Source organism: Mariniradius sediminis, from assembly GCF_021491425.1.
GTDB lineage: Bacteria > Bacteroidota > Bacteroidia > Cytophagales > Cyclobacteriaceae > Mariniradius > Mariniradius saccharolyticus.
The window spans coordinates 228,923-250,365 of the sequence record NZ_JAKEVZ010000005.1; the positions used below are offsets into that span (position 1 = coordinate 228,923).

The 21,443-nt window shown below is 43.8% G+C and carries 18 protein-coding genes; 9 read left to right on the forward strand and 9 right to left on the reverse strand.

The features are described 5' to 3' along the window. Positions 1-194: 194 nt before the first annotated feature. Entirely contained in the window at positions 195-935 is a 741-nt protein-coding gene (locus tag L0U89_RS08430; RefSeq protein ID WP_234861130.1) for an energy transducer TonB, read from the reverse strand. A gap of 462 nt (positions 936-1,397) precedes the next feature. Here L0U89_RS08430 and L0U89_RS08435 point away from each other — a divergent pair, with 462 nt between their 5' ends. From L0U89_RS08435 to L0U89_RS08465, 7 genes are all read left to right on the forward strand, one after another. After that, positions 1,398-1,940, forward strand: coding sequence for an acyl-CoA thioesterase (locus L0U89_RS08435; protein WP_234861131.1), 543 nt, complete (start codon positions 1,398-1,400; stop codon positions 1,938-1,940). A 407-nt stretch (positions 1,941-2,347) separates the two neighbouring features. Next, positions 2,348-2,569: a (4Fe-4S)-binding protein gene (locus L0U89_RS08440; RefSeq protein WP_008625997.1), complete on the forward strand. Its 222-nt coding sequence runs from the start codon at positions 2,348-2,350 to the stop codon at positions 2,567-2,569. Positions 2,570-2,821: 252 nt separating this feature from the next. After that, entirely contained in the window at positions 2,822-3,409 is a 588-nt protein-coding gene (gene kefF / locus L0U89_RS08445) for a glutathione-regulated potassium-efflux system oxidoreductase KefF (RefSeq protein ID WP_234861132.1), read from the forward strand. Then, the gene (locus L0U89_RS08450) at positions 3,399-5,282 is read left to right on the forward strand and encodes a monovalent cation:proton antiporter-2 (CPA2) family protein (RefSeq protein ID WP_234861133.1); all 1,884 of its coding nucleotides are present in this window, start codon (positions 3,399-3,401) and stop codon (positions 5,280-5,282) included. Before kefF ends, L0U89_RS08450 begins: the two co-directional genes overlap by 11 nt. A gap of 300 nt (positions 5,283-5,582) precedes the next feature. After that, positions 5,583-7,682 carry a helicase HerA domain-containing protein gene (locus tag L0U89_RS08455; protein WP_234861134.1) on the forward strand — a complete coding sequence of 700 codons (2,100 nt, stop codon included), beginning with the start codon at positions 5,583-5,585 and terminating at the stop codon, positions 7,680-7,682. 15 nt (positions 7,683-7,697) lie between these two features. Then, positions 7,698-9,065 (forward strand): DNA double-strand break repair nuclease NurA, encoded by a 1,368-nt coding sequence (locus tag L0U89_RS08460; RefSeq protein WP_234861135.1) that lies wholly within the window; start codon positions 7,698-7,700, stop codon positions 9,063-9,065. Then, positions 9,062-10,189: a site-specific DNA-methyltransferase gene (locus L0U89_RS08465; RefSeq protein WP_234861136.1), complete on the forward strand. Its 1,128-nt coding sequence runs from the start codon at positions 9,062-9,064 to the stop codon at positions 10,187-10,189. The genes L0U89_RS08460 and L0U89_RS08465 overlap by 4 nt, the downstream gene beginning before the upstream one ends. A gap of 885 nt (positions 10,190-11,074) precedes the next feature. On the opposite strand, the gene L0U89_RS08470 is transcribed toward L0U89_RS08465, so the two are convergent. From L0U89_RS08470 to L0U89_RS08505, 8 genes are all read right to left on the reverse strand, one after another. Then, positions 11,075-11,542 (reverse strand): hypothetical protein, encoded by a 468-nt coding sequence (locus tag L0U89_RS08470; RefSeq protein ID WP_234861137.1) that lies wholly within the window; start codon positions 11,540-11,542, stop codon positions 11,075-11,077. Between the two features lie 43 nt (positions 11,543-11,585). Further along, on the reverse strand, positions 11,586-12,512 hold the full coding sequence (locus L0U89_RS08475; RefSeq protein WP_234861138.1) for a DUF8426 domain-containing protein: 927 nt from the start codon (positions 12,510-12,512) through the stop codon (positions 11,586-11,588). Positions 12,513-12,678: 166 nt separating this feature from the next. Continuing rightward, a complete protein-coding gene (locus L0U89_RS08480) occupies positions 12,679-13,524 on the reverse strand; it encodes a DUF3825 domain-containing protein (protein WP_234861139.1) in 846 nt (281 codons plus the stop codon). Positions 13,525-14,037: 513 nt separating this feature from the next. Continuing rightward, positions 14,038-14,316, reverse strand: a complete 279-nt coding sequence (locus tag L0U89_RS08485; protein WP_234861140.1) for a hypothetical protein — start codon at positions 14,314-14,316, stop codon at positions 14,038-14,040. Positions 14,317-14,572: 256 nt separating this feature from the next. Next, positions 14,573-15,847 (reverse strand): type II toxin-antitoxin system HipA family toxin, encoded by a 1,275-nt coding sequence (locus L0U89_RS08490; protein WP_234861141.1) that lies wholly within the window; start codon positions 15,845-15,847, stop codon positions 14,573-14,575. After that, positions 15,847-16,164: a helix-turn-helix domain-containing protein gene (locus L0U89_RS08495; RefSeq protein ID WP_255777853.1), complete on the reverse strand. Its 318-nt coding sequence runs from the start codon at positions 16,162-16,164 to the stop codon at positions 15,847-15,849. Before L0U89_RS08495 ends, L0U89_RS08490 begins: the two co-directional genes overlap by 1 nt. Positions 16,165-16,348: 184 nt before the next feature. Next, positions 16,349-17,254 carry an ORF6N domain-containing protein gene (locus L0U89_RS08500; RefSeq protein WP_234861143.1) on the reverse strand — a complete coding sequence of 302 codons (906 nt, stop codon included), beginning with the start codon at positions 17,252-17,254 and terminating at the stop codon, positions 16,349-16,351. Further along, complete coding sequence (locus tag L0U89_RS08505) at positions 17,247-17,558, reverse strand: ORF6N domain-containing protein (RefSeq protein ID WP_255777854.1); 312 nt, start codon at positions 17,556-17,558, stop codon at positions 17,247-17,249. Before L0U89_RS08505 ends, L0U89_RS08500 begins: the two co-directional genes overlap by 8 nt. 923 nt (positions 17,559-18,481) lie before the next feature. Between L0U89_RS08505 and L0U89_RS08510 the strand changes: the two genes are divergently transcribed. Next, positions 18,482-19,684 carry a hypothetical protein gene (locus L0U89_RS08510; protein WP_234861144.1) on the forward strand — a complete coding sequence of 401 codons (1,203 nt, stop codon included), beginning with the start codon at positions 18,482-18,484 and terminating at the stop codon, positions 19,682-19,684. 3 nt (positions 19,685-19,687) lie between these two features. Then, a complete protein-coding gene (locus tag L0U89_RS08515) occupies positions 19,688-21,328 on the forward strand; it encodes a DUF8832 domain-containing protein (protein WP_234861145.1) in 1,641 nt (546 codons plus the stop codon). The last annotated feature ends 115 nt before the right edge of the window (positions 21,329-21,443 follow it).

Below are 21,443 nucleotides of genomic sequence, written 5' to 3' on the forward strand. Positions count from 1 at the left end.
AGTTTGGAAGAGAGATTGAAATAACCGATCCACCTCTCCCCGGCCCTCTCCTCCAAGAGAGGGAGCTAATGCAAACCGAAGGAATCTCTTTTGGAATGAGGGATTCGAGTCCCATCGGGACGTTCTAATTGTAGAAAAAACGGCAAGTATTTGACTACGAGTCCCAGAGGGGCGATTTGATCAAAAGCTCAATCTTAAAGCTTGAACCTTATAGGGAGATTAAAGGTGCTTCCTTCTGCCACGCCATTAAACTTTGCCGGGTTCCAAAGTTCCTTATAGCCAAAAACCGCCCTAACGGCTTCATCTATCAACGTTTCTGAAATTTCTTCCCCCCCGAAGGGTATTGCGTTCGTCAGTTTCCCGGCCGCATTGACATAAACCCTGAGGTACACAATGCCTTCCTCATTTCTTTGCCTGGCCGCAAACGGATATTTCATGTTCGCTTTTAGGTACTCGTACCAGCCCTCATTCCCACCTTTGGGGGTCGCGATACAATCAAGCATTCCTGAAAGCACTTTCCCGTTTTCATCATAGGATACTGTTTCAATCACCTCAACATGCTGCGTAGTCTGGGATGTTCTGATGCGGCCATCATCATAGAAATATTTCCATTCTTTGAGCCGCGTTCTTCCGTCAAAATCACATTTTGACTTGAGTTTGCCATCCCGTTGGTAAACCAGGCGGGTATAAAACAGCATGTTCCTGTTGGCGTCAAATACCTCGGTAAGGTCCTCAACGAGTACAGAATCGACTGTGTAGGTCTTCGTTCGGGTCTTGTTGTCCAGCTTTTTCTCTACTTGGAAATACTCCCGTGCAGCTATTCTATTTGGCTCTATTTCAAAAAAAAGCCTATCCAAGTACCTCACCGTCTCCTGCCCAAATAAAGGGCTTTGGACAAGCAAAAAAACAGCAAATACGAACAGCAATCGAACCATATTTATCGAAAATGATGCAAAACTAAATTTAAAGACTTATCCTTTCGGTTGTATGTGGAGGAGAAAAAAAGTTTAAGTCATGAATCTGCTGCTCTTGATGAGGAAATGATGAATGCACAATGATAAATGATGAATTTACTGCCTAGGGACAAAATGCTTTCGTCATCACGCCAGACATTCATCTGCCCACAAACCGCCAGATCATCCACAAACTATGTCGCTATGATCGCTATGTGATGAAAAAACTAAACGACAAAGAAATCTAAAGAAAGAAATCTCGAGTCTTAAACGCCGAGTACCGAACACCGATTTGTTAAACACCAATCAAAACGTTGTCGTTTTACTTGGTACTTGGTACATGGTACTTTGTACACAAAAACCCAAATATTATTCCGAATCCCCGCTCCTCCCATTTTCATCTTTGCACAATTATTCGGTATTTTTGGCAAAAATTACATTTTCATGACCAAGCAAAAGACTGCCAAACAATCCGAAGTAGTGATGACCGAAATGGTCCTCCCCAATGATACCAACACGCTCAACAACCTCATGGGTGGCAAACTCATGCATTGGATGGATATCGTGGCGGCTATTGCGGCACAAAAGCACTCCAACCGGATCGTGGTCACAGCCTCCGCCGACAGCATTTCCTTCAAGCATCCCATCGCCCTCGGCAACGTGGTGACGCTCAAGGCACAAGTCACCCGCTCGTTCAATTCCTCCATGGAGGTCTTTATCGAAGTCTGGGCCGAGGATATCCCCGCGAACAAGAAAACGCAAACCCACCGGGCATTTTTCACCTTTGTGGCCGTGGACCAAAACGGCCGTCCGATCGAAGTGCCGGAATTGGTTCCCGAAACGGAACAGGAAAAAGAACTCTATGAAGGCGCCCTCCGCAGACGCCAACTCCGCCTCATCCTCGGTAAGCGCATGGATCCCAAGGACGCCGTCGAGCTCCGCGCGATCTTCGAACCGGATTTTGGTAAGGAAGGGAATGGAGAGTAGTCGATAAGGGATGTTTGATCAGGGACGGGTTTTTAGAGAAAAAAAGCCTCCCTTTGTTATTCCGAGTTTTTAAAATTGGGCATTTACAGAAAGGCAATGACAGCTGCGGCCCGTCATGCTGAACCGTAGCTTGCGGAGGGAAGCATCCCCCTGAATTGAGGAGACCCTTCGTTCCTCAGGGTGACGACTCACAAGTCTGTCATCGGTAGGAACTTTGTCATTCCGAGGAACGAGGAATCTATTGTAGTCCTCTCCGGCCTGTAGACCCCTCTCCACGATAGTGATCGGGATCGGGGTAACAAAGGAAAGTCATTTCCCAATCATCCAAGGATTAGGTTTCTTTCCATTTCTTCCCTAATTTGAAACGGTAAATTTTTCATTCCGTTCAACCTATTTCCTTTCAAACCATGACAAAGAAATCCTACTCCAACGGCGAAGTCACCGTCACCTGGGAACCTTCCAAATGCACCCACAGCGGCAATTGTGTCCGCGGACTCGGCCAAGTATTCAAACCCAAGGAACAACCGTGGATCAAAATCGACGCCGCATCCAGCGAAGACATCATCAACCAAGTCAAGAAATGCCCCTCCGGCGCCCTCGGCTATTTTCTCAACAAGGAATCCGAATAAGCCTTTTTCCGCAACCCCACGACGCCGAAAAGCCTAAGCCAGACCCAAGATCCCTAGATTCTAGACTCTTGTTTCTTGCTTCTTGTCTCTTGCTTCTTGTCTCTTGCTTCTTGTCTCTCGGCTCTCGCTTCTTGTCTCTTGCTTCTTGTCTCTTGCTTCTTGTCTCTTGCTTCTTGTCTCTTGCTTCTTGTCTCTTGCTTCTTGACTCTCGCTTCTTGTCTCTTGCTTCTTGACTCTTGCTTCTTGACTCTCATGCGTAAAATCCTCGTCTTCCTTGCCCATCCCAAGTACGAGCATTCCCATGTCAACCTACAGCTGACCAAGGCCATCAGCGGCCTTGACAACGTCGACATCCGGGATCTCTACCAACTCTATCCTGACTTCGACATCGACGTGCAGGCAGAGCAGGAAGTGCTCCTCCTCTCGGATGTCATCGTCTGGCAACATCCCCTCTATTGGTACTCCTGCCCGCCCCTGATGAAGCAGTGGATCGACCTTGTCCTGGAGTTTGGTTGGGCATATGGACCGGGCGGGATTTACCTCAAAAACAAACTCGTCCTCAGCAGCATTACTTCCGGTGGTGCGGACGCAGCTTACTCCAAAGAAGGCAGGCACGGCCATACGCTGGAGGAATTTCTCCTTCCCTTGCTGCAAACGGCCAAGCTCTGCAACATGCGCTACCTGCCACCCTTTCATGTCGGGGGCACGCACCGCATCCAAGCGGAAGAACTCCGGGAAGCCGCCGCGCAGTACCGCAACACCATCCTTTTTCTCCGTGATTCGCCCGAGATTCCTGCCGAACTGGGTGATTGGAAAACCCTGACAACCTATGGAAGATAGCTTTTTGTTCCAGGCGATCATCTACCTCGGTGCCGCCATCATCTGTGTCCCCATTGCCAAGAAGCTGGGGATGGGCTCCGTCCTCGGCTACCTCATCGCCGGTATACTGATCGGGCCCTATGTCCTGGAGTTTGTGGGCGAAGAAGGGGAAGACATCATGCACTTTGCCGAATTCGGCGTGGTGATGATGCTGTTCCTCATCGGCTTGGAGCTTGAGCCGGCCAAGCTCTGGCAAATGCGCGCCATGATCACCCGCGTCGGACTTTCCCAAGTGCTCATAACTTCGGGCCTGCTCTTTGCCGCGATGGTCCTGCTGGGCTTGGATTGGAAAGTATCCCTCGCGATCTCGCTTTCGCTTTCCCTCTCGTCTACGGCGATCGTGCTGCAGTCGCTCAAGGAAAAGAACCTCCTCAACAGCTCCGCGGGCAAGAATTCCTTTGCCGTGCTCCTCATGCAGGATATCGCCGTCATCCCCATCCTGGCCGTGCTGCCGCTCTTGGCAGTCGCCAGTCCCTCCGGCGGGGAAGGCGGACCTGAAAGCTTTATCTCCCAAGTCCCCGGCTGGCTGCAGACCCTCCTTGTCATCGGCGCGGTGGGCCTCGTCGTCCTCTTGGGAAGGTACGCCATCGTGCCGCTGCTGCGCCTGATTTCCCGGACACGCCTGCGGGAACTCTTCGTCGCCTGTGCCCTGCTGATCGTGGTCGGCATCGCTTTCCTGATGGAAGCGGTCGGCCTCTCCCCTGCCTTGGGAACCTTCCTCGCGGGTGTGATCTTGGCCAACTCGGAGTTCAAGCACGAGCTGGAAAGCGACCTCGAGCCCTTCAAGGGACTGCTGCTCGGCCTCTTCTTCATCGCCGTGGGTGCTTCCATCAACTTCGGGCTGATCTTTGACCAAGCCCTGCTCGTGATCTCCATCACGCTCGGCATCATGCTTGTCAAGACCCTCGTGCTCTTCGGCATCGGCAAGACCAACAAGATGGGTCTGGACCAAAACCTCATCTTCTCCATCAGCCTCAACCAAGTCGGCGAGTTTTCCTTCGTCACGTATTCCTTTGCCAGCCAACTCCAAATCCTCGACCAAAACACCACGGAAATGATGATGGCGGTGACGGCCCTCAGCATGACCCTGACACCCCTGCTGATCCTGGCCAACGACAAACTCCTCCTGCCCCGCTTCGGCACCTTGGAAAAGACCGAGCGCGAAGCCGATGCGATGGAGGAAAAAAACGCCGTCATCATCGCGGGATTCTCCCACTACGGCAGCACCGTCGGGCGCTTTCTCCGGGCCAACGGCATCCATGCCACCATCCTCGACCATGACTCCGACCGGGTGGACCTGCTGCGCCGCATGGGCTTCAAGGTCTACTACGGCGATGCCACCCGTGCCGACCTGCTCGAGTCCGCGGGCGCACACGAAGCCAAAATCCTGATCTCCGCCATCGACAATCCCGAAACCAACCTCCTCCTCGTGGAGACCGTGCACAAGCACTTCCCCCACCTCGAGCTGATGGTGCGGGCCAAGCACCGCGGGGATGCCTACGAACTGATGGAAATGGACGTGCCGCATATCTACCGCGAGCACCTCGACAGCAGCGTGCGCATGGGCAAGGACGTGCTCACCAAGCTCGGCTTCCGGGCACATACCGTCCACCGTCTCGCGCAGAACTTTATCAAATACGATGAAGCCGGTCTGCAGGAACTCGTCAAGTACAAGGACAACCAACAGGAGTATATCTCCATGGTCCGGCGCAATATCGAAATGCAGGAAGACCTCCTCGCCTCGGAACTCAACCGGAAGTTTTCCCTCAACGACCACGCCTGGGACTCCGACCAAATCAAGGAAGGGCTCAAAAAAGCGGAGGGGAAATCTTAATCTTTCTCATAAATTAAATTTTCGGTCAATTCCTGTCAGGGATTTTTGAAGTGGATTGTTAATTATATAGTTTTACATGATGCGACAATGCCGAGCTCAACTCATCATCATAGCCTCAGTTAAAGAGAATTTGCCTGACCTTAAGGATGAATGAATGACGGTCCTATTCAGAGTAGTTGAAAGCAATGGGCATGTAACGTAAATTGGATACTGATCAAATCGAAGGCGGTTTTTGCATTTAAGAAGCTCAATATCAAACGATTTGAAAGACCATTTGGATTTGGAAAAAAAGGAATGAATATGAGTATAGAACAAGGACTTAACTCAAGACGAGAAAGTGACAAACAGGTTGAAAGCCAACAATGGTTTCAAAATCTTATACAAGCCGACCAGTATGTTGGTGACATCTACTCTATCAATTATGAGACGGCAAGGGTAATCATTCACGACTTTTACAGAGAAAAAGTTGGTGGAATACCAAGTTTAAGTTTTCTAATTGCGACACGAGTTGATCCAAGCAAAACAGATATCGACTTTAAAAAGGAAGATGCTTCATTTGTTCTTTTGCGGGTAATGGATGCAGCAGCTTTGCCACAAGACAAAGAAGCTGAAAGGATAAGAGTTGAAACAGCTCAAAGAATAAGCGGAGAAACTGAAAAACATTGGGATGATGCAGGTTCGATGGACTTACGTACGAAAAACATTCTTGGTTTTGCGGGAGTTCAATGCCGAATCATTGGGACATTCTTTCTCGAAGAAAATGTACAAAATGGTGAAGCTCCTCTTAATTTGAAATTTGGTAGTGATATTTCTAATTACTACCCAAACAGGGGATTAAAAGTATATAAGCCCAACGGAAAAGCACTTGAGCAAATCGTCAACTATGCAGACCCTTCAAGCATTCAGGCTCACATAGAGAAATATGGAAATACAGAGAGAGTAAAACTTGGGTTTGTTCGCTATGCTTCCACAAATCGAAAGTATCAGCAAATTGATGATGTTCCTGTTTTTATATACCCTGCGGACTTGCTATCTCAAAAATCCGCATTATTCGGGATGACTAGAACCGGCAAATCAAACACCACTAAAATTATTGCTAAATCAGTATTTGAATTAAGAACAAACGAAAATCCTAATGACAGTCCACTACGAATAGGGCAAATTATTTTTGACCCAAATGGTGAGTATGCAAATGAAAATGTTCAGGACAATAATTCTGCTCTAAAAAATATTTGGCAGCTTTTGCCAAATGGAGTTAAAGAAAAGGAAATTGTCACTTATGGAATTACTTCTCATCCTGAGGACACTGACAGAAGGTTAATGCTTTTAAATTTTCATTTGGATGAAAATTTACAAACAGGGAAAGAAATTATTGATGGTGTACTTTCTGGAGATAATTCTAAGTACATATCAAACTTTAGACAAGTAATATTTGAAAAGCCGCAGAATCAATTTGGCAGTCCGAGCACTAGATTCAAAAGAAGGGCTTTAGCTTATCGTGCCCTCCTGCATCAAGCGGGTTTTGAAGTATCATCAAACATTTCAAGAAGTACAAGTGGTTTGTTTAGTCCAGAAATTTTAAAAGCCTTACAAGGATCGACAGCAGATAATGCTTCTGAATATCGGGCTGCAGCAACAATATTCGGGAATGCCAATCCTACTTGGGGTCAACTTGCTACTGCTTTTAAAACTTTAAACACTTTCATCAATGATGCAACAAGTGGATATAGGCAATTTGATGATTGGTATATCAACCAAAGGCCTAAAGCATCTGGGGATCCTTGGGCTGATGAAGATTTAAAAAAGATTATAACGATGTTTCAATATCCAAACGGAGTTCGACAACTGGGTGAAGCAAGAGAACAACATACGAGCAGCACGTCAACAGATTACGTTGTAGATATTTACAAGGACTTAGTTGACGGTAAACTAGTGATTGTTGACCAATCTAGTGGCGACCCTATTCTTAATAAATCATCCGCAGAAAGAATAATGTGGCACATTTTCAAGCAGAATCAAAGTGATTTTAGAGAAGGAAAGCTACCTCCCGAAATTTTGGTTTACATCGAAGAAGCCCACAATTTACTTCCTGCTGGAAGCGACCTAGATTTATCTGACATTTGGGTAAGAACTGCAAAAGAAGGTTCTAAGTATCGCATTGGAATGGTTTATGCCACGCAAGAAGTGAGCAGTATTCAAAAGAATATTCTTAAAAACACTGCGAATTGGTTTATTAGTCACTTGAACAATACTGATGAGACAAAAGAACTTTGCAAGTATTATGACTTCGCAGACTTTGAACCATCCATAAGACGAGCACAGGACAAAGGATTTTTAAGAGTTAAAACATTAAGCAACCTATTTGTCATCCCTGTTCAAGTTGACAGGTTTGAGGTTTAAAGCACTATTATCATTATGAGTTTTGAAGGAGAATTTGCAAGTTATGAGCCTTTAAGGCGGTTACTTGATAGTGAAAAAGTGAAAGCACTTCAAAACCGACTTAAAATAAGGCAACAGGAAGAAGAAACAGAAGACTTTGAAGGTTCAATAGTCAAAAAATCTGATTTGAAGGAAAGCACATTGCAACCTGATTTAGTTCTTGCAATTGATGGAAGTAATTTAGCTGCTAAAGCAGAAAACGGATTTCCTGGTGCTGAATTTGGTTACATTACCATAGCTTCTATTTTAATTGACTTAAAGTTAATTGGGGAGTTAGAAAGAAAGGAATTTGTAGAACCAAAGAAATTTCGAGAAACTGAGAAAGCATCAACTATTGAAAGTGTTTTTCCCGGCTGTAATGTAATTCTTGATAAAGAAAAAAATGCCAAAGCTTCTTTAAGGAGAGCTTTGTTTGAAGAGTTACGAAACAACACCATTTTCACAGATGGAGAAACTTTGCTTGACACATACGAGCATCTTTTTAGAATAAAACGTGAACATTTTCAAGAAAGAAATTTACCAAGAAGCCCAATTGAAGGAGTTGAAGAAGAAATGACTTATGATTATGGGGAATATACTTGTCCTCATTCAGGTGAGCCGCTTTTCTCAACTGATGCTTTGCGTTTGCACGAACTGATGAACCCAGGCGGGAGCAATGGAGAAATGTTTGGGCAAATAATGTCAACTCTCGAAAAACTTTGGCTTGTTCATATTCTAAGAGCATTTGAACGCAAAGGATGGTTAGCAACACTTCGAAGAGTTGCTTTTATGATGGATGGCCCTTTGGCTGTGTTCAGCACTTCATCTTGGTTGACTAAAGTTATTAGCCACGAATTAACCCGACTGAATTACCTTCAAAGGAAAGTAAACGGGCAAGACCTTTTAATAATTGGAATAGAAAAATCAGGAACTTTTTTTAATCACTTCATTGAGATAGACACAACCAAAGATGGTATAACAGATAAATTTCCCAAACAATCTGCCCAACTCTTAAATGATGGCTACATAAAACGAAACATCATATTTTCAGAAAGCACCAAACCATACGGACAAGACACCTATTTTGGCAGAAAACTTTTCTACAAAGCCGCCTCAGGTCAAAAAATTGTCCCTGTTGTAGCTTGTTTCAATGAATATCAACGAAACTTAGACACGGCAAATCCTGACCAATTTACAAGATTAGCAGATGTAATGAATTTACTTGACCAACTCGTTTCAAGCAGATACCCGAATTCTGTTTCACCATTAGTTTCAGCACACGCAGAAGCAGCAATCCCATTGAACTTAGGTAAAAGAATATTTGAAGACATAGCAAGAGAAATAAGAGAGAAATTAAAAGAATGATAGCAAAGGAAAAAATATTAAAAGGTTTTGAAACTGCCGAAGCACGATGGGCAAGGTTTGGGCCGTACTATGCTATGTTTCCTTTGGAATTCGCATTTGATGTAGTTGAGAAGCATTCAAAGAAAGGTGATTATATCATTGACCCTTTTGCGGGAAGATGCAGCAGTATCTATGCGGGTGGTGTTTTTGGTAGAAATAGTTTAGGAATTGAAATCAATCCTGTAGGTTGGCTGTATGGCACTGTAAAACTTCAACCGGCAGATAAAGAAGAAGTTATTGACCGACTTGTTGAAATTTATGGCAAGAGAAACTATTACAACCGAGCTATACAACGAATGCCCGAATTTTATCGCATTTGCTATTGTGATGAAGTTCTAAAATTCCTGTTGGCTGCCAGAACTCACTTAGATTGGAAAAACAATAATGTTGATGCGACATTGATGGCAATCCTGCTAATTTATCTACACGCAAAACTCGGCGAAGGACTTTCCAATCAAATGAGAATGACTAAGTCAATGGGAATGAATTACTCAGTGCAATGGTGGAAGAGGAATAAAATGACCACACCACCTGAAATAAATCCTTGTGATTTTATTCTCAAAAAAATTGAATGGCGTTATGAGAAGGGAAAACCCAAAGTTTCTGAGAGTGCAGTTGTGTTCGGCGATAGCTCAAATGAATTGGTAAACATTGCAGACCGAGCAGTGAGCAACAATATAAAATTTTCATTGCTGTTTACATCACCACCGTATTGCTCAATAACAGACTATCACGCTGACCAATGGTTGCGTCTTTGGCTTTTAGGTGGTCCTGAAAATCCACAATCACTAAAGGACAAACACAAGGGTCGATTTGTAAACAAACAAGAATATTATGACTTGCTCGACAATGTTTTTGGACTTTGTGCCAAAATGATGAAAAGGAAAAGCACTGTTTACGTGCGGACAGACAAGAGAGAGTTCACATTTAACTCTACACTTGAAATCCTTAAAAAGCATTTTCCAAATCATTCAATAAAGATTGTAGAAAAACCTTTGACAAAAGACACCAAGACACAAACAAAACTTTATGGGGACAAGACAATGAAACCGGGAGAAGTTGATATAATTATGACAGGGACGTAAACTTCCCCGTCTAGGAGTAAAGTGCGACTTCCGTAAGCGGAATTTGAAATTCCGCTTCTCCATTTTTTTGAATTTGTAATTCATACCAAAAACTCCAGTCCTTCGGTCCTTTCAAATGTTTCGAACTTTTTGAGTGCTTAAAGTTCCAATTCAGTTTCGGTTAAAGTTTTCTTTCTTGGTTTCTATTGGACACATTGAAGAACACTTCTCGTGAATTCTAATTGATTAATTACGAATGTCTCTAAATTAACCTCAACAGTTCTTAAAGCAGGAGTTTATCCTACGTATGTAAATCGGTCTTTTGAAATTGGTCCTTTAATAATAAAATAGAATTCTGAAATTCTTCTGTTGGTCGGATGTCCCGCAATGTCGTTACGAACTTGCCTTATATCATTATCAAAGTAAAATGTGTCAAAGAATCCATTTTGCTTAAAAATTTCGTCTAAAACACACTTGTACCGTGATAAAGCCCATCTTGTTGAAGAAAAAGTGTCTAAAGTAGTGCATAAATAAGCAATGTGCTTCAACCTTGCTTTCCCAAAGATTCAGCACTTTCAAATTCCTCTATTGCAATTTGGCTATCTTCGATCAGGTCGATTGAAGTGAATATTTGAGCGTATTTTAATCCATTTGGAATATTATAAAAACTGTGACACAAAGGCTCGTGTATCGTCCTGTTTAGTGCATTGCATAAATCGAAAATCTCATTTGCCGTTTATTTTTCAAATTGTCTCTAAAAATCGACAATAATGTGTTTAGGATTCCCTATTTGGGCAGGTTTCAGTGCGCAAAACAATCAGCCAGCACCGAATCTAAATCGAATCACAAATCTCAAATTCCAGAGAAAAGCCCACCTGTAGCACATCAGGTATTTTTCAATGCCATTTATTTCTTTTTTTTGGTTTTTTCGCCTCTCATTCTATCAACCTCAATTTCCAATTTCTCATTTTCCAATTTCAAGATGTTATCGTCAAATGTCTTGGCTGCTTTCCACTTAATAAAACCAAAAAATACCAAGAATATACCAATTGGGAAGAATATCCAAAACATAATTTCGTATAGTCTTGTATATCTTTTTCTAATCTGTATTTCTGAGTGTTTTCTTTCAGTTTGAAGTTGATTAATATGATTTTGATTATTAAGTTTTTCAACTTCATTAAGCTGGATATTGCTCTCGTAGGTCTTCCCATTCTCTTTTAAAAATCGTTGAAGTCTATCTACATTTTTTTGATTCTCTTGAATTGAATAACTAAGTGTTTTTACCTCATTTTCTAATTCAATAGTCTTTAATTCTAGTTCTTGTTTCTCTTTCAAGGGGTAATAAACTGTCAATACAATGAGTAAAATTCCCATTGTCACTAAATATTTGTATAAGTTCTCTGAGCCTGAAAAGAAACTAGTTTCCATCTTCTTTAAACGGCTTCACCAGTTCATTGGTGTCGATTTTCAAACTATCAATCACTAAAGATGTGTCTTCTAAAACATTTCTGTTCCTTGTAATTAGTGTCCGAATTTCATCGTCCTGTGCATTGTCCAATTTATTGCAAGAAGTAAGGAAAATCAAATACGCTAACACAGATAGACTTTTCCCCTTTTTAATTAGTTCAACGGCACCTTTTGATTGAAGGTTAATTTTTATATAAAATTCACCGCTATAGTCATTAAAGTTGAAGGTTTCATTTATATTTTGAACAAGTGTTTGTATGCTGTCCATTAAAACCCTTAGTTCTTCAAAATTTATGTCGTCTGGTTTTTCAATTTTTAAAACATAATGGGTGTTTTCGCCTTTTTTAAATAAATTTCCTACTACTCTGTCAATATGCTGAGAATAATGTTTAACGTTGCTAATTGTATGTTGATTAGATTTTACTTGATAGAAAATCGGATTCAAATCACTCATTTCTTTGATTTCTAACCATTTCACTTTTCTGCGTTTGATAAATCTTTTTGCATTTAAATCTTCATATGGTTGTTCATCGACTATACGACCAAAAGCAAGTCTATCTGAATTTCTGCTGGGAATAATTACAATATCATCCTTCCTTAAATTGGTGAAAGTTTTAATTTTGTTGTAAGCAGCCGATATTTTTATTTTGCCTTGAAATTTGGATAAATCAACTCCCTCAGCTCGAGCCATTTTTGATTTAATATTATACTCATCCGAATTTTCAAACTCGTAAAGTGTCAAATAATCCCAACCAATGGCAATGTAATCACCACTGTAAAAGTCGTCAAAAAGTGATCCGTAATCCGTTCTTACAAACCAATAATTTGATTCAATATTGAGTTTATCTACCTTATCTAATATTTCTTGTAATGTCATTCCTTAGTGTTTTTTTTATGATTTAAGACACCGTTTTTAGGGTATTCGTTGCGGGAAATTTTTGCGGCACCGTTCAATCGAAAATCAAATGTTTAATTTAACAAAAGTGTTTCAACAAAGCATTCCTGCTGCAATGATGCAAAATGACAATAATGGTGTTGGTGTTCTACGGATTTAGCCATTCTCTGTCTGGTCTTGTTATCAATCTTGCATCAATGTACGCCAAGTCCATTGTCAAAATTGTTGTCGCACGATAAATATTTCTTTGTTTATCTTTATCAATAACTAGAGCTACGTCTGCATTGTTGTCGTCTGTCAAATTCAATGGAAGTAGAAGCTGCATTTTATTTTCATACCAGTGCGGAATAGCAACTTTGTAATTTCTCAAAACTTTTGACTTCAAAGATTCTATAGAGCCGTTTAATGCTGTCATTGCAAGACGTCTGTTTGATTGCAATACAGTAGGCAACCGGTCCTTGTTTTGGTCAATAATATGTTCAGTGTTTATTTCAAGGTCAAGTGTTGTGTCAAAAACTAAGTCTGCTGGGTCTTTTATATAAGTTGGTAAGTCTGGTAACGGCTTATATGGGTTTAATTTTGTTGAATAGGAGTCAACAAAAGTATATAGTGTCCAGTCAGGGGCTTTATACTTAGTTGCTTCTTTATTTCGAAAGAACAAAGCAAAAATGTCCTTTTCATCTTTTGTCTGAAGTCCTGTGTTAAAACAAGCCTTGTCATCGTCACTTGAGTATGAAATCAAATTAAGCTCCTGTGCTCGTAAAAAAGTATAGTTCAAGTAGTTTGTCAATATGGGGAACCTTTGCTTGTATTTAGCTTTAAATTCAGGTCTATTGAAATGCCAATCCTCGTCCTTTGCAAGTCTTGCAAGATGTTCGTAAGGTGTTTCCCAACTTTCCCTGTTTTCACCGTCGTAAGGGAAATGAGCAAAAATGTCTCCGAATGGTTGATCTTGATACCTTTTAGTAAGTGAGCCGTATTTCTTTGTCGCCATAATATCTGTTTTTGGTTTGTTTCCGTTTTGATAACACATTCTTAAATCTGACGCATAACTTGCGAATAAGCCTGCCGCCTTTCTAATTTAGACTCTTTTTTTAGGCCGGCTAAACCTGATTTTTTTGACCTTTATCAAGGTGTCAAATACTAATGGAACCTTCATCTATCGCCGCCAAGCCGATGGGTTATTGAGATCACCTCAAAAATGACCTTGGTCTTTGTAGTACGAATCTGAAAAGTCCAAATGCCGATAGAAAAAACCCGGCCTCATAAAATAGACTAAAAAATCTGTAAAAGGCAATACCTTCAAACGAAAAAATCTGGATACCCCCGAAAGTCCCCGCCTGAGTGGGTCCGCGACAGTCGTCGGCATGTAATCCCACCCTCCTATCGCTGCCAATTTGCAATTGGCCTTTTCAACTACCTCTCTTAAGGTCTTGGCGAGTCGACTCTTATTCGCCATCCTGGCATCTTTGTTTTTTCAAGGCTTGTTAGTCCAATGCTCCCTATATCAAATCCCTTGCATCTTCGTATCAAAGTAGATGATGTCCTGATGATGTCCTGGGAATGACCCTACCATCACCCGGTGGTGAGGAGACCCTTCTCCAGTCCATGCCCAGTCTAACTCCAGTCCAAGTCCAGTCCAACTCCTGTCGGAGACTGCGCATACCATGTCCCAACACACTTCGAAACCTGTGTCAATCGGTACACCGATGGTCTGAGTCCCCCGCCCTTTATGTGTTTCCGCGACGATCGTCGGGGTGTAATCCCACCCTCCTATCGATGCCAAATTGAAGTTAGCACAAAACGATTCCGCATTTACCTTATTTTCTTTTTTATCTGAGACCGTTCAGCGTTTCCCAAAAAAGACTCTCCAAAACGATTTGGAGTGTCTCTTTTTCCCGCGGTTTAGTATGTTGAAGATAGTATTTTGTTTGGTGCATCCAGTCGTAGTGGGGCTTGTCGATGCTTTCCTCCAGTTTCTTGACGGCGGTAAATACCTGAAAAATGCTGCATACTGAATTTGATCCCGTGAATTTCGCAGCTTAAAGTTCCGCGTGTCGAAACGCGCCTTGTTTTCGTTCGACTTGTTGTTTTGGGATGCCGATTTTCTTCGCTATATCTCTCCAGTGAAGCACAGCTTTGCAAACATTTTCTTTTATCTCTAAAGCCTCTCCTTTTTTGATTCTGAAAAAGTGAATAACATCCATGGCCAATTCCAGGCTAAGGGAATTGTCATTCTCTGAGATGTTGAGTTTCAGACCCGTGCCTGTTTCGACCGGATTGACGTCATAGGCAGGGGAAAGTCTCCATCCTCCCGGAGTCAAAATAAAGCCATGATTTCTCAAATGGTCATCCACATTACTCACACATATGCTGAAGACAATCCTTCGCCAGAGTTCTTCCAAATCCTCCTGGACAGATGCACTGTGGTGGGCAATAAATTCCGCCAGCTCAAGATAACTAATTCCATCTAAATCATCTTGGCCGTCTTGATATCCCAGCAAAGTCATGGCTGAGGCAAAGTGAATCCTTCTTCCCTTGGCCCCACGATCAAAGCGCTTGGTCAGAAACGTATGATGTGGCGAAGAAAAGCGCTGAGCCATTCCTTCAGCCATGTTAATACCTGCCTTTAGGGCTAACTGATGTACTATCCATTCCCAGCCGCCGATATCGAAATCATCCTGTTTACTAGGAAATTTAGCAATCCACAAGTGCTTATTGCTGTCAAGAACACTGGCCTTTGGTCTTGCCCCACCCAAAGAAGAACCGGGAGCAACGAGCATTTGAAGCCAACTTAAATACTCCGGATCGCTGGATACGTCATCTTCCTCGAGACGAAGGCTGATCTGCTCCAATTCACGGATGGAAGTCCAGGGAGGGCTTGCCAGTTTGGAATCGTTACTTAAGAATGGGCCTTCGGGATCCGATTTGAATCTCAATCCCCCCATTCTGTGTCCGTCGTAGACCCCTAACAAATAGTCGGATTCTGCCAAATTCCTTTCTTTTCGTTCTTCATTTCGGGCTAGCGCTGCCTCTCTTCTTCGCATCAGTACCCTTCCCCAACGGTCCGGGGAGGAATCTAAGAATACCCCAAAATTGGATTTTCCGGAAGTACTCAAAAATTGCTTTCCTCCATAGAGCTGGAGATCCGGGTCCAAGACTTGGGAACGGGGATTTTTTAGCCAAGCGGAATCATATTCGAACGAGAAGATTTCCTTCCCACGAAGCAACTCGGCCTGTAGGATTCCCATGAGTTCAGGGGATTCCATTCCCTCCCAATCGGCATACACCCAGATATTTTTTTTAGTCCCTGCCATCAATTTTTCTTTTTGGGAGCACGCTCTTTGGTGATCAGTTGTGCGTCTTGCAGTTTCCTTCCCAGCTCATCATCCTTGGCCAAAAGCAAAAAGTCTTGCTCAAGACCCAGGACCCATATTACATTCATGTAGTTTCCCATACTGACTCCTGGGTGGCCCTGCTCAATTTTGACCAAAGTAGAACGCCCGATTCCTGCGCGTTCGGCCACCTGCTCGCTGCTCAGCTTTCTGCGCAAGCGGGCCAATTTGATGTTTTCCCCAACTTCACTTAAAATTCGCTGAAGCTTAGGGAATAGAATGGGAGAGGTATTTGCCATAATGTATCAATAATGAAACAAAAATAGAAAATCTGTATTAATAATGAAACATTATTGATTGGATTTCCCTCCCCCAGGGTCTTTGTCAACACAGAATATTCGAATATTGCGGAGTATATTGACCCCCGACTCTTCCACTCTCTTTGAGGGGACTCCGCACTCCTTTAGAGCAAGATTTCTTCACTCATTCATACCCCAATACTTTTAAATTCTCCAAAATAGTTAGCCCCGAAGCATCGAGTTTCGAGAAAGCAAACCAGCGCTTTCCCAAGTCCTTGAGCGAAGCTCCGATATGGTAAATTTCCTTTTTGTCCAAAATCAAAAACCGGTCGTGCGCCTTGTCCAATACCTTCACTTCAATCGGGGGATATTGCGCCTGGTGTTTGTCCAGATCCAATTGGAGTTGCTTTCCGATGGCTTTTGTCAGAATCAGGCATTTCACTCCGTTTTTACGCTTTGACAGTAGGGTCAATACGGTATCGTCTACATAGTTGTCCAAAAGGATAATCGATTTTTCTGCTTTTCGAACAAGGTCGGCCACAAACTGATAGGCATCGAAAACCTGTCCATCAAAAAATATCCCCTGTATTGGATCAGGATCTTTACGTTCCAAGGCGCTAAAGATCTGTTCAAACTTTTGGTCAGCCTCCAGTTGCTTCAGTTCTATCCGGTCCAATCGATTCAAAAGCAATTGATTGGAATGGAGTTGTTTGCGCATAGCAATAAAGGCATTCATGATCTGAATACTCACTTTAACGGCTATATCAGACCTCAATACGGCAGAAAGCATGGCGACACCCTGTTCGGTAAAAGCATAGGGCAAATACCTTCTCCCTCCCCGTTTGTTTGAGGTCACAGATTGTGACCTCAAAGAATCAAACCGGTCACTGCCTGTGACCAGTTCATTGAATTCATTGTCATTCAGCTGAAATCGAAAAGATTCAGGAAAACGGGAAATATTCCGCTTTACAGCTTGATTAAGGACCTTCGTTTCGATTTGGTACAATTCAGCCAAATCACTGTCTATCATCACCTGCTGATCTCGAAAAGTGAAAATCCGGTTTTCGATATGCTGTAGATCCTTAGTCATGACACAATTTCGTTAAGCTATTTTCCCCACAGATTGAGGTCACAATTTGTGACCTTGAATTTTGGATTCTATGTTGTGATCCCAAATGTCCAAACCTGTCGCAATTTGCAAGCAGTTCAGATAACTCATTTTTATTCAGCTGAAATCGAAAAGATTCAGGAAAACGGGAAATATTCCGCTTTACAGCTTGATTAAGGACCTTCGTTTCGATTTGGTACAATCCAGCCAAATCACTGTCTATCATCACCTGCTGATCTCGAAAGCTGAAAATTCGATTTTCGATATGCTGTAGATCCTTAGTCATGACGCCATTCTTTTAAGCTATTTACACACTTTTAGGGATAGTTTCAACGCATCTTCGGTTGTTGCCATTCCCCTACTATGAGTTTAGAATGCTGTTTCGCCAAGGACCCACGACATTCGTCAGGTTGAAATTCCCTCCCAGTCGGCATATACCCAAATGGTTTCCTTTGGCCCCCGCCATCAATTTTGTCTCTTGGGAGCACGCTTTTTTGTGATCAGTTGTGCGTCTTGCAGTTTACCTGTATGAGCGTGTAATGGTTGTATTGTAGTGACTAGGTGTACACGGTCTGTGTCCATAGACCATTCTAACTTTCTCTACTGCTCCCCGACCTACGGAGACAAAAAACGACACGATGGATGCCGTCCCTTCAGCAAGGGGCGATACCCCTTGCTGCGGGATTACGCCCCCTTGGGGCTTTTCTGTTTCGGGGAACACATCTCTCTAGCCCTGAATATCTCACAAACATGGTTGTAGGCCATGTCTGAAATATGGATGACGCCCCGTTGGGGCTTGGGAACCATGTCGTCATTATTCGCATGGGGCGTTACCCCTTGCTGGAGGATTACGCCCCCTTGGGGCTATTCTTTATCCGGGAACACATCTCTCTAGCCCTGAAAGGGCGCAATCTCATAGACATGGTTGTAGGCCATGTCTGAAAGGGCGCCATCTCAAAGACATGGTTGTAGGCCATGTCTGAAAAACGGATGACGCCCCTTTGGGGCTTTGGAACCGTGTCTCCATTATTCGCAAGGGGCTGCACCCCTTGCTTGGAGATTGCGCCCCGTTGGGGCTTTTCTTTTTCCGGGAACAAATCTCTCTAGCCCTGAATATCTCATAGACATGGTTGTGGGCAATGACTTAACCGAAAAATTATTTTCATCTACAACCGATTGTGCTTAAATTGATACGCAAATCTGATTTTTATGAACCAAAATTTCACTTCCACTACCCTGACCGATTCCCGCCAAGCGGAAGCCACCACGGTCAGCCGCGTGATTCCGACTTATGTCTATGCGACGGTTTTTGCTTCCCTGTGCATCGCGGTGGGATTGCAGTGGGATATTTCTTGGCACATGAGTGTGGGTCGGGACGGTTTGTTTTCTCCTCCCCATATCCTGATCTATCTGGGTGCGGTGATTGCGGGTCTTTTTTCAGGGATCAAGGTTTTGAGGACCAGCTTTTGGGGTTCCAAGGAAGAAAAGTCCCAAAGCATCAAGTTTTGGGGGATTTTCCACGGATCCCTGGGTGCGATGTTTTGCGTATGGGGAGCTTTTGCGATGCTGACCTCTGCCCCTTTTGACGATTGGTGGCACAATACCTATGGACTTGATGTCAAAATCCTCTCTCCTCCCCATGCTTTGTTGGGGCTCGGGATGATGATGATCCAATTTGGGGCCATGATTTCGGTGATTGCAGCACAAAATAAACTGGGAGAAAAAATGGATGCCCGGACCAAATCCCACCTCCAATGGATGTATGCCTTGTCCGCAGGGTTTCTGTTGGTGATGGTCTATACCCTCGTGTCTGAGTATTTCTTTTTGAATATGCTGCATGGGGTTTTGACTTATCAGGTGGCCGCTTTGATGTTTCCTTTGTTTTTGATTTCGATTTCATTTGCTTCTCCCTATAAATTCGGGGCTACCAAAATGGCCTTGATCTATACCTTTGCCATGGCAGCCATGGTGTGGATCATGCCTTTGTTTCCTGCCGAACCCAAGCTCAGTCCGGTTTTCAATTACATCACGCGGTTTCAGCCCTTTCATTTCCCGATCCTTTTGATCGTCCCCGCGGTAGCCATAGACTATGCAATAGAAAGATGGAGGCATACCAACAAATGGCTTTTGGCGGGCATGCTTTCCCTGATTTTCGTGATCTTCTTTACCCCTGCACAATGGTATTTTTCCGAAATACTGATTTCTGAGGCTGGCAGAGGATGGTTTTTTGGGAGGTTTTCTTGGCCCTATTTTGCCAATCCGGATTATGAATTCCGGTTCCAGTTCCATCCTGATACCACCTCTCATGGATGGGATTTGATCAAAGGCTTGTTGATAGCGGTAGGCATCGGGGCGCTGACTTCAAGGGTCGGTCTTTCATGGGGCAATTGGATGAAGCAGGTGAAGCGATAAGCCATGAGAAAAAAACTTGTATTGCCCTTTCTTATCTTGCTTTGGTGTACCGCAAGCAGCCATGTGGGAAGTCCGGGCGTCATCTTTGAAGGTCTATTGGGACCTTACCGGATCCTCGCCAATATCATCCCCGCCGAAGTCGTCCCGGGAATCGCTCGGGTGACGATCATCCTTCCCGAAAATCCTGAAAATATTACCCTGGAGGTTCGGCCGGTTTATTGGTCAGCTGGTCTGAAAGGAACTCCCAAAGCCGATCCTATGGTGGCAGTGCCGGGGGAACCAGGGAAATATGAAGGGGAATTGTGGTTTATGAATTCGGGAACTTCCAGCGTGCAGGTGATCATGCAATCCCAGGGAGAGACTTTTGAAGCGGTCGTTCCGGTCATGGCCTGGCCCACAGCCAAAAATTCCATGACCTCAGAGTTGGGCATTCCGCTGACGATTCTGGGGATTTTCTTGGTCGTCCTGATGGTGACCATCATCTCCTCAGCGATGAGTGACAGCATCCGGGAACCGGGAAAAGAAAGGAACCCGGCTGTGGAAAAAAGAAGAAAATATGGAATTGCCATCGGGTCTGTCATCATGCTCTTGATCCTTTGGGGAGGAAAAACCTGGTGGGATGCCGAATCGAAGAATTATGACGAATACCTTTTCAAGCCCATAGAGGCCAATTCCAGGATAGAATCGGCAAACGGTGCAAATTACCTGCATATGGAAGTCGACACCGCCACGCTCCGTCAGGGAAAGCTTACCCGAAAACTCAGCCTCATCGTACCGGACCACGGCAAATTGATGCATTTGTTTCTGATCAGAAAGGGCGATCTGGATGTCTTTGCACACCTGCACCCGGAGCGCTTGGACTCCTTGAACTTCAAGGTAAAGCTACCTCCCATTCCGGCAGGGGATTACCATGTGTATGCTGATATCACCCGGTTTACTGGGTTTTCAGAAACGATCATTTCGGATTTTACTATTCCAGAAACGTCAGGATTTCAGCTCATTTCCAATACAGAAGTCGTTTTGGGTCGGGACGATACCTATACCTTTTCCAATCCTGTTTCAGGTAAAAAAACTTCCCTGGATGGGGATATCATGATCTGTGGCAAACCCGGTATCAAAACCGATTTGCCGGGAGGATACTCGGCAGTGTGGGAAACTGAGGGGGAAAAATTTGAAACCGGAAGCCTTTACAACCTTGATTTTGCGCTTTTTGATCCGGAGGGAAAACCTGCCAAACTCGAACCCTATCTCGGGATGATGGGCCATGCCGTGGTCCTGAAACACGACGGGTCTGTGTACATCCACCTCCACCCTACAGGCAATTATTCCATGGGATCACAGCAGATGCTGCTCGAGCGGTTTGAATCAGGCAAAATCGGCATGCAAAATCTGCCCTCAGTGCTCAGCTTTCAAGACAGTATCGATAGGGTGATCAAGGTTTTGGATCAGATGCCCGAATCGGAGCGTGACAGCCTCCTGATGGGAAATATGGTCCACCTCGACCCAGCCGATCCTGATCACATCGAACACAGCATGGTCAGCTTTCCCTATGCCTTTCCCCAACCGGGAAACTACCGTATCTGGGTGCAGGTAAAGATCGATGGGAAAATTGTGAACGGAGCTTTTGATGTGGAAGTGGAGTAAGCAGAAGAAAAAATCAAGGAAAGCAAAGACCGCGAATGGAGCAAACCTTTCAATAGCTATGGGTGTGGATATTAGGGTTCGATTTATGCCACCTGTTTCGGTCTAATAGTGCAAG